The following is an 8,509-nucleotide window of genomic DNA, read 5'->3' as shown; positions in this document are numbered from 1 at the left end:
GCGCGCAGGTGTGTTCGGGCGTGCCGCTGGAGCAGTTGTACGAGGCGCAGTTGGCCCCGCCGTCGGGCGAGCAGCCGGCCCGACTGGGGTTCGCGGCGGTGGCGCGGCTGGTGTGGGCCGGCGGTCGCACTCGTGACCCGGTGCGGTCGCGGGCGCGGATCGGGGCGATGGCGGTGGCGGCGCGTACCCCGTCGGAGGCGTCGCGGCGCGCGGTGATCGAGGCCCGCCTGCCGCGGCGGGAGTGGCCGGCGCGGCGGCTGCTGGTCACGGCGGTGGACGCGGCCTCCGGTGAGTTCGTGGTGTTCGACAGCGACAGCGACGTGTCTCTTGTGGACGCGGTGGGCGCCAGTTGCGCGGTGCCCGGGGTGTGGCCGCCGGTGACGATCGGCGCCCGACGCTACGTCGACGGTGGGATGCGCTCGACCGTGAACGCGGACCTGGCGGCGGGTGCCGGGCGGGTGCTGGTCGTCGCGCCGACGGCGGCGGCGTTCGGGCCGATGCCACGGCTGTCGGCGCAGGTCGCCGGGTTGCGGGCGGGCGGCGCGCGGGTCGCGGTGGTGACGCCGGACGCGGCGGCGCGCACGGCGATCGGCCGCAACGTGCTGGACCCGGCGCGGCGAGCGGGCGCCGCACGGGCGGGTCGGGCGCAGGCCGCGGCGGTGGCGGACGAGGTGGCGGCGCTCTGGGCGTGATCGCATACGCTCACCGCGCGTCAGGTCGGACAACGGAGGTGCTGCGGTGGCGGGTGTGGGTGTCGGCGACGTGGTGGAGGACTTCGAGCTGCCGGACGAGACGGGCACGCTGCGGCGGCTGTCGGAGTTCCTCGCGGCGGGGCCGGTGGTGCTGTTCTTCTACCCCGCGGCGATGACCCGGGGCTGCACGGCGGAGAGCTGCCACTTCCGGGACCTGGCGGCGGAGTTCGCGGCGGTGGGCGCGTCCCGGGTGGGCGTCAGCCGCGACACCGTGCAGAAGCAGGCCGAGTTCTCCACGCTGCACGGCTTCGACTATCCGCTGCTGTCGGACACCGACGGCGCGGTGGCGCAGCGGTTCGGTGTGCGGCGGCGGCTGCCGTTGGGGCCGTTGAGCATGAAACGGATGACGTTCGTCATCGGCGCGGACCGGCGGGTCATCGAGGTGATCCACAGCGAGGTCAGCATGAACGACCACGCCGACCGGGCGCTGCGAGCACTGGGCGGCTGAGTGGGCCCGAGCCCCGTGCGGCGGGTGTCGCAGCCGGCTGGTATCAAGACAGCAATCAAACAGGTGTACGGAAGAGGGTTCTGATGGATGCCGGCCAGGGTTTGTCCACTGACGAGGTGCAGAGCCTGCGGGAGGCGTTGGCGGCCGGGCGTAAGCCACGGGTGGTGTTCACCGCCTCCGCGGGGCAGATCGCCGGCCAGGTCGGCCAGGTCGTCGAGCTGACCGATCCCGAGGTGTCCGACGAGTTCGTGGTGGTGCGCTTCGGCCGCGACGAGTTGCCGTTCTCCCCCGCGGATGTCGCGATGGCGCCCAAGGGCGCCGGTCGCCGGGTCGCCGAGCCCAAGCCGGAGCCGGCGCAGGAGCAGCCGCCCGCGGCAGCGGTGCCGGAGTTCGTGTTGGACACGCCGCGGGTGCCGGCGCCGCGGCAGGAGGAGCCGAAGGTGGAGCAGGTGGAGAAGGCGCCGGCGCGGCGGGCGGTCAAGGCCGTGAAGCCGAAGGGGCCCGCGGGCCTCACGGTGACGCTGGCGTACGCCGAGGGCGAGTGGACGGTCGCCGCGCAGCAGGGCAGCAAGGCCCTCGCGAAGCCGTACGTGGTGAAGCCGGCCGAGGCGTTGAAGATGGTGGCGCTGGTCGACGTGCCGGGCGTGCAGGAAGCGGTGGAGCAGATCCTCGGCACCGAGCGCGCGGAGGCGGAGCAGCAGGCGGAGAAGCTGCGCGCGGAGCTGGCCGAGATCGAGGCGCGGCTGGCGGAGTTGCGCGAGGCGCGCTGAGGGCCCCGGTGCTACTCAGTCCCGGCTGTGGTGTTCCAGCAGCCGGGTGAGCAGCCGGGTGAGCTGGTCACGTTCGCGGGTGGACAGCGGGGCGAGCAGGTCCTGCTGTGCCCGGTCGACGGTCTCGGCCATCCGGTGTGCCTCGGCGGCGCCGGCGTCGGTGACGCTGATGACGTTGCGTCGGCGATCGGCCGGGTCGGGGGCACGCACGACGAGTCCCCGACCGGCCAGGTCGTTGATGGCGGCCACCACGTCGCTGCGGTCGATGGCGCAGCGACGGCCGAGGTCGGCCTGGCTGGCGGGGCCGTCCTCGGCGAGGGCGGCGAGCAGCCGGTAGTGGTAGCCGCGCAGGCCGTGAGCGGCGAAGCCCTCGCTGAGGAGGCGGGCGGCGTGGCTGGCGGCCTGGCTGAGCAGCCAGCTGGGGGTGGTGCGTAGCCCGGCGGGTGACTGCGGGGCGGTGGACTCCATGGGCGGCAGCCTAACAGTAATCGTTGGCCAGACCCACGATCTGTGTTACGTTGGCCGCGCCAACGTTGGCTGGGCCAACGTTGAGAAGGAGGCGTCATGTCCACCGTTCCCACCCTCAACGGCCAGGTCATCGGCCAGACCCACTACGCCACCCGGGCCCTGCTCGAACGGGCCGTCGCCCCGCTCGGGCTCGGCTTCGGCGAGGTGCTCACGCTCAACGTCCTCGCCGCCGGCGCCGTCGAGCGGACGCGGGTCGTGCAGCGGATCACCAGCACCCTCAAGGTCGACGAGGCCGCGGTGCACACGCTGATCGCCCACCTCGTCGAGGCTGGTCTCGCCCGGTCCGACGACCACGCGGACGCGCCGCAGGTGGCGCTCACCGACGACGGCCTAGCCGTGCAGGGGCGCGTCTCCAAGGCCGTCGCGGGCATCACCGCCCGGCTGTACGCGGACATCCCGGCCGACGAGATGAGCACCGCCGCCCGCGTGCTCACCCTGGTCACGCAGCGCGCGAACGCGGAGCTGGCGGCGATGCCCGCCGGCGCGGTGGTCGCTCAGAAGTAGTCGAGCAGCTGCGCCGGGCCCCCCGCGCCCAGCAGGTCCAGGGCGTCCGGGTCGGCGCCGACGGCGTGCAGCAGGCCCGCCTCGACGACCGACCGGGCGCGGGCGGCGCCGGCGTAGAGCAGCGCGAAGCCGCGGACGTCCAGCCGCAGGTCGGCCTCGCCGCCGGTCCGGGTCAGCTCCCCCGCGCCGTCGGCGACGCTCAACCGCCAGGTGCCGGTGTTCCACTCGGCGAGGGCGTCGGTCAGGGCGAAGTTGACGGCGCCCCGGACGTGGCCGGGCCAGCCGCGCGTGGCGATTGCCCGCGCGACGTCCACCGGCCGGTGCATCCACAGGTCCCGTTCGTGTTCGCGGGCCGACTCCAGCGGCAGGTGGACGCTGACGGCGTCGCCGTCGAGCGGGCACAGCCGCAGGGTCGGGGCGACGCTGGCCCAGCTGCCGAGGACGCCGACGAGTTCCCGGGCCGCGTCGGCGGTGGTCGCCAGGGCCTCGTCGACGGTGAGCACCGAGTCGGCGCCGTAGCCCCGGCCGCGTTCCCAGCTGGCGTAGGCGACGAGGTCGCCGCCGTCCTCGACCAGCGTGAGCGCGTCGCCGGGCAGACCGCCGTCGGCGGCGTGGAAGTCGAACAACTCGCCCCGGCGGGTGAGCGGGCCGTTGCGGTGCCGGGTCACCCGCTCGTACAGGGCGGCGACGGCGGGCAGGTCGGCGGCCGTGCCCGCGCGGACGGTCAACCGGGGGTCCGGCCGGTGCCGGGGCAGCGCGGCGGTGGCCAGGTCGACCGTGCGCAGCACACCGGCGGCCTCCCAGCCACAGGCACGGTAGGGGGCGGCGATCGTCGGGTACAGGGCGCTGACCGCCGCGCCGCGCTCACGGGCGCCGCGCAGCAGGGCGCTGAGCATGGCGCGGGCCACGCCCCGGCCACGGGCCTCGGGGGCGACCGCCACGCCGGCCACGTCCGCGGCGGGCACCGCCCTCCCGGACCACCACTGGTCGTGGTGCAGGTCGACGGCCTTGCCGACGAGCCGGCCGGTGTCGTCGAACGCGCCGTAGCGGGTCATGCCGGGCACCACCTCGGTGGCGTGCGGAGGTCGCTGCGGGTTCGACCCGAAGGCGAACCGGCCCAGCTCCCACGCCTCGGCGAGGTCGTCGGCGGTGAGTTCGCGGACGTGCACGGTGGCGGGCATCGGCACACCCTAGCGGGAGCGATCTTCGAGGGCCGCCGAATTTCGCCGGGGTGCGGAGCCGGTGGGGGCCCCGCACCCCGGCGGTCAGTGCTGCGGGATGTTGGCCACGCCGATCCGCTTGCGGAACACCCAGTAGGTCCAGCCCTGGTAGGCCAGCACGATCGGGGTGAAGATCACTGCCACCCAGGTCATGATCTTCAGCGTGTACGGGGTGGAGGCGGCGTTGGTGGCCGTCAACGTGCCCGCGGCGTCCAGCGTGGACGGCAGCACGTTCGGGAACAGCGCGGCGAACAGGGTCGCCACCGCCAGGCCGATCGCCACGGCCGTGCCGGCGAACGCCCAGCCCTCCCGGCGTACCCGGGCGGCGGCCAGGCCACCGAGCAGGGCGGCGGCCGCGCCGACGGCGAGCACGACGGCGGCCGCGCTGGAGCGGATGCTCAACGTCCAGGTCAGGAACGCCACCGCGAGCACCGCGGCGCCCGCGCCGAGGCGCACCGCGAGGGCGCCGGCGCGCTCGCGGATGTCACCGCTGGTCTTCAGGGCGAGGAACACCGCGCCGTGGGTGAGGAACAGCGCGAGGGTGGTCGCGCCGCCCAGCAGGGCGTACGGGTTCAGCAGGTCGAGCAGGCCACCGACGTACTCGTGGTCGGCGTCCAGCGGCACCCCGCGCAGGATGTTGGCGAAGACGACGCCCCACAGGATCGCCGGCAGCAGCGAACCGACCACGATCGCCGCGTCCCAGCGGCGCTTCCAGGACGCCTCGGGACGCTTGTGCCGGTACTCGAAGGCCACCCCGCGGGCGATCAGGGCCAGCAGGATCAGCAGCAGCGGCAGGTAGAAGCCGGAGAAGAGCGTCGCGTACCACTCGGGGAAGGCGGCGAACATCGCGCCGCCGGCGGTGATCAGCCACACCTCGTTGCCGTCCCAGACCGGGCCGATCGTGTTGATCAGGACCCGGCGTTCGCGGTCGTCGCGGCCGAGCACGGGCAGCAGCATGCCGACGCCGAAGTCGAAGCCCTCCAGGATGAAGTAGCCGGTGAACAGCACGGCGACGAGGAGAAACCAGATGGTGGTCAGGTCCACGGCAGGCTCCGGTTGTCAGTAGGCGAAGGCGAGCGGACGCTCGGCGTCGTCGGTGGTGTCGTCGATGGGGGGCTGTTCGTTGACGTCGGGCACGCCGGCGCGGGCGTAGCGCAGCAGCAACTTGACCTCGATCACGGCGAGCGTGGCGTAGATCAGCGTGAAGGCGGTGAACGAGGTGAGCACCTCGGTCAGCGAGACGCTGCGGGACACGCCGTTGCGGGTGAGCATCTCGCCGAAGACGATCCAGGGCTGGCGGCCCATCTCGGTGAAGATCCAGCCGAAGGAGTTGGCCAGCAGCGGGAGCACCGGCATGGCCAGCCCGGCGCGCAGCAGCCACCTGCTGCTCGGGGTGCGGCCCTTGCGCTGGCTCCACAGCACCAGCAGGGCGATCGCGCCGGCGGCCATCCCGAAGGCGATCATGAAGCGGAAGCTCCAGTAGGTGACCGGGATGATCGGGGTGTAGCTGCCGGCGCCGTACTGGCTGGCGTACTGGGCCTGGAGGTCGTTGATGCCGTGCACGGTGCCGTTGGGGTCGCCGGTGCCGAGGTACGACAGCAGGTACGGGATCTTGATGGCGAACAGTTCGCGGCTGCCGTCGAGGCTGCCGACGGTGAGCACGGAGAACGAGGCGGGGCTCTCGGTGGTGTAGAGGCCCTCGGCGGCGGCCATCTTCATCGGCTGCACGTCGGTCATGATCTTGCCCTGGATGTCGCCGGTGAACAGCACGGCGGCGGAGGCGACCAGGACCACCCAGGAGCCGAACTTCGTGGCGAAGCGGTAGGCGCCGGTGTCGGCGGAGTCGCGGTTGCGGATCAGGTGCCACAGGCCGACGGCCACGACCAGCGACCCGGCGACCAGGAACGAGCCGGCCAGGGTGTGCGGGAAAGTGATCAGGGCGACCTTGTTGGTCAGCACGGCCGGGAAGTCGGTCAGCTCGGCGCGTCCGGTGTCCGGGTTGAGCCGGTAGCCCACCGGGTTCTGCATGAACGAGTTCGCGGCGAGGATGAAGTACGCGCTGAGGTTCGTGCCGATCGCGGCGGCCCAGATGCTGGCCAGGTGCGCCCGCTTGGGCAGCCGGTCCCAGCCGAAGATCCACAGGCCGATGAAGGTCGATTCGAGGAAGAACGCGACCAGTGCCTCGATGGCGAGGGGCGCCCCGAAGATGTCGCCGACGAAGCGGGAGTAGTCGCTCCAGTTCATCCCGAACTGGAACTCCTGCACGATGCCGGTGACCACGCCCATCGCGAAGTTGATCAGGAAGAGCTTGCCGTAGAACTTGGTGAGCTTGAGGTAGCGCTCGTTGCCGGTGCGGTGCCACATCGTCTGCAGGATGGCCACCAGCACGGACAGGCCGATGGTCAGCGGCACGAAGAGAAAGTGGTAGACGGTGGTGACACCGAACTGCCAGCGGGCAACGTCCAACGCGTCCACCTGGAACCCCCAGCCATTTCGTACTACGAGACGTAGTAAATACTACCGCTCGTCGTAGAGAGTTGGGCAGGGTCGGGCGGCCCGAACCGGCCCGGGACCCATGACCCTGATCACCCCGGCCGCCCCGCCCGGCCGTGGGTATCCGGCCGACCCGCCCTCGCGGCCCCACGGCCACGTGCGACGATGGCGCGCTGATGGACACCGCGCACTCCCCCTGGCAACCGCCGCTGATCTGGCGCGCCGCCCAGCTGCTGGCCCGAGCCCTCGTCGGCCTGGTGGCCCGCCTCGAGGTCACCGGCGACGTCCCCGCACACCTGCGCCGCGGGCCGCTGGTGCTGGCCGCCAACCACATCAGCCCGTTCGACCCGGCGGTGCTGGTCGCCGCCTGCCAGACCCGCGGCGTGGCCCCCCGGGTCATGGCGACCGCCGGGCTGTTTCGCGCCCCGGTCATCGGCACTCTCATGCGCCGCGCAGGGCACATCCGTGTCGACCGGGGCACGACCGCGGTGCACCGGGCCCTCGACGCCGCCACCGCCGCCGTCGCCGGAGGCTCGGTGATCCTCATCTACCCGGAGGGGCGCATCGGCCTGGACCCCGGCATGTGGCCGGAACGCGGCAAGACCGGCGCCGCCCGGCTCGCCCTGACCTGCGGCGCCCCGGTCATCCCGGTCGCCCAGTGGGGCGCCCACGAGGTGCTGCCCTACCGGGCGCCCCGGGGAATGCTGCGCGGCGTCGCCCGCGCACTGTGGCGCCGCCCGGTCATCCGGGTGCACTTCGGCGAACCCGTCGACCTGGGCGAGGTGACCGCCGACAGCCCCGGCGCCGCCCGCCGGGCCACCGGCCGGATCATCGACGCGCTCACCGACGCCCTCGCCCCGCTCCGCTCCGACGAACCCGACCGGCCCCGGCACGTCGACCCCGGCCGCCCGAGTGATCTCAGTCGGGTGCACCGCCGCCGCTGACCCGGCGCCGGGCCGACGGTTGTCGCCCGGAGGCCACCCGCGGTCCACCGACGGAAGGCATACTGCGTCGCGTGCTGACCCGATCCGGCTACCTCGACGCGCCCGCGCCACTCGCGTTCGCCCACCGCGGCGGCGCCGCCGAGGGCGACGAGAACACCACCGAGGCGTTCGCCCGCGCCATCGGGCTGGGCTACCGGTACGTGGAGACCGACGTGCACGCCACCGCCGACGGGGTGGCGGTGATCTTCCACGACCCGACGCTGGCGCGGGTCACCGGCGAACCAGGGCGCATCGCCGACCTGCGCTGGGCCGACCTCGCCTCGGTGCGGGTCGGCGGCGCCGCCGTCGTACCCCGGCTCGACGAGGTGCTGGGCGCGTGGCCGCAGGTCCGCTTCAACATCGACGTGAAGGCCGACGGCGGCGTCGAGCCCACGGTCGCCACGGTGACCCGGGTCGGCGCCGCCGACCGGGTGCTGCTCGCCTCGTTCAGCGACGCGCGGCTGACCCGGCTGCGGGCGCTCACCGAGGGGCGGGTCGCCACCAGCCTCGGCATGCGGGGGGTGGCCCGGCTGCGGGTCGCCTCGCTGCACGGCCGCCCGCTGCGGCTGCCCCCGTCGGTGGTCGCCGCGCAGGTGCCGCCACGCTACGGGCGGGTGCCGGTGGTGGACCGCCGGTTCCTCGACTACTGCCACCGGATCGGGCTCCAGGTGCACGTCTGGACGATCGACGAACCCGCCCAGATGCACGAGTTACTGGATCGTGGCGTGGATGGCATCATGACCGATCACGTCGGCGTGCTGCGCGACGTCTACCGCAGCCGCGGCCACTGGGCCGCCTGACCGGCGAAGGA

General features: G+C 73.4%; 10 protein-coding genes. 6 read left to right on the top strand and 4 right to left on the bottom strand.

What is annotated here, in order from left to right:
• The 3 genes from DKT68_RS05310 to DKT68_RS05300 all read left to right on the top strand — a co-directional run.
• Positions 1 to 692: patatin-like phospholipase family protein (locus tag DKT68_RS05310; RefSeq protein WP_109816304.1), on the top strand; the 692-nt coding region annotated here is incomplete at its 5' end.
• A gap of 46 nt (positions 693 to 738) precedes the next feature.
• Positions 739 to 1,200 carry a peroxiredoxin gene (locus DKT68_RS05305; RefSeq protein ID WP_109816294.1) on the top strand — a complete coding sequence of 154 codons (462 nt, stop codon included), beginning with the start codon at positions 739 to 741 and terminating at the stop codon, positions 1,198 to 1,200.
• 83 nt (positions 1,201 to 1,283) lie between these two features.
• Positions 1,284 to 1,970, top strand: coding sequence for a hypothetical protein (locus DKT68_RS05300; protein ID WP_109816293.1), 687 nt, complete (start codon positions 1,284 to 1,286; stop codon positions 1,968 to 1,970).
• A 15-nt stretch (positions 1,971 to 1,985) separates the two neighbouring features.
• Here the strand turns inward: DKT68_RS05300 and DKT68_RS05295 are convergent, their stop codons facing one another.
• Positions 1,986 to 2,438 (bottom strand): MarR family winged helix-turn-helix transcriptional regulator, encoded by a 453-nt coding sequence (locus tag DKT68_RS05295; protein ID WP_109816292.1) that lies wholly within the window; start codon positions 2,436 to 2,438, stop codon positions 1,986 to 1,988.
• A gap of 96 nt (positions 2,439 to 2,534) precedes the next feature.
• Between DKT68_RS05295 and DKT68_RS05290 the strand changes: the two genes are divergently transcribed.
• A complete protein-coding gene (locus DKT68_RS05290; RefSeq protein WP_109816291.1) occupies positions 2,535 to 3,002 on the top strand; it encodes a MarR family winged helix-turn-helix transcriptional regulator in 468 nt (155 codons plus the stop codon).
• Here DKT68_RS05290 and DKT68_RS05285 read toward each other — a convergent pair.
• The 3 genes from DKT68_RS05285 to DKT68_RS05275 all read right to left on the bottom strand — a co-directional run bounded on the left by DKT68_RS05285 (position 2,993) and on the right by DKT68_RS05275 (position 6,697).
• Positions 2,993 to 4,183, bottom strand: coding sequence for a GNAT family N-acetyltransferase (locus DKT68_RS05285; protein WP_201748906.1), 1,191 nt, complete (start codon positions 4,181 to 4,183; stop codon positions 2,993 to 2,995). The genes DKT68_RS05290 and DKT68_RS05285 overlap by 10 nt on opposite strands.
• Positions 4,184 to 4,267: 84 nt before the next feature.
• On the bottom strand, positions 4,268 to 5,266 hold the full coding sequence (gene cydB / locus DKT68_RS05280) for a cytochrome d ubiquinol oxidase subunit II (protein ID WP_109816290.1): 999 nt from the start codon (positions 5,264 to 5,266) through the stop codon (positions 4,268 to 4,270).
• A 15-nt stretch (positions 5,267 to 5,281) separates the two neighbouring features.
• A complete protein-coding gene (locus DKT68_RS05275) occupies positions 5,282 to 6,697 on the bottom strand; it encodes a cytochrome ubiquinol oxidase subunit I (protein ID WP_109816289.1) in 1,416 nt (471 codons plus the stop codon).
• Positions 6,698 to 6,891: 194 nt separating this feature from the next.
• Between DKT68_RS05275 and DKT68_RS05270 the strand changes: the two genes are divergently transcribed.
• The gene (locus tag DKT68_RS05270; protein WP_109816288.1) at positions 6,892 to 7,659 is read left to right on the top strand and encodes a lysophospholipid acyltransferase family protein; all 768 of its coding nucleotides are present in this window, start codon (positions 6,892 to 6,894) and stop codon (positions 7,657 to 7,659) included.
• Positions 7,660 to 7,730: 71 nt separating this feature from the next.
• The gene (locus tag DKT68_RS05265; RefSeq protein ID WP_109816287.1) at positions 7,731 to 8,498 is read left to right on the top strand and encodes a glycerophosphodiester phosphodiesterase; all 768 of its coding nucleotides are present in this window, start codon (positions 7,731 to 7,733) and stop codon (positions 8,496 to 8,498) included.
• Positions 8,499 to 8,509 lie beyond the last annotated feature (11 nt).

The organism is Micromonospora acroterricola, from assembly GCF_003172955.1.
In the GTDB taxonomy this organism is placed as follows: domain Bacteria; phylum Actinomycetota; class Actinomycetes; order Mycobacteriales; family Micromonosporaceae; genus Micromonospora; species Micromonospora acroterricola.
Note: the sequence above shows the minus strand (reverse complement) of the source record. Positions and strands in the feature narration are given on the sequence as shown.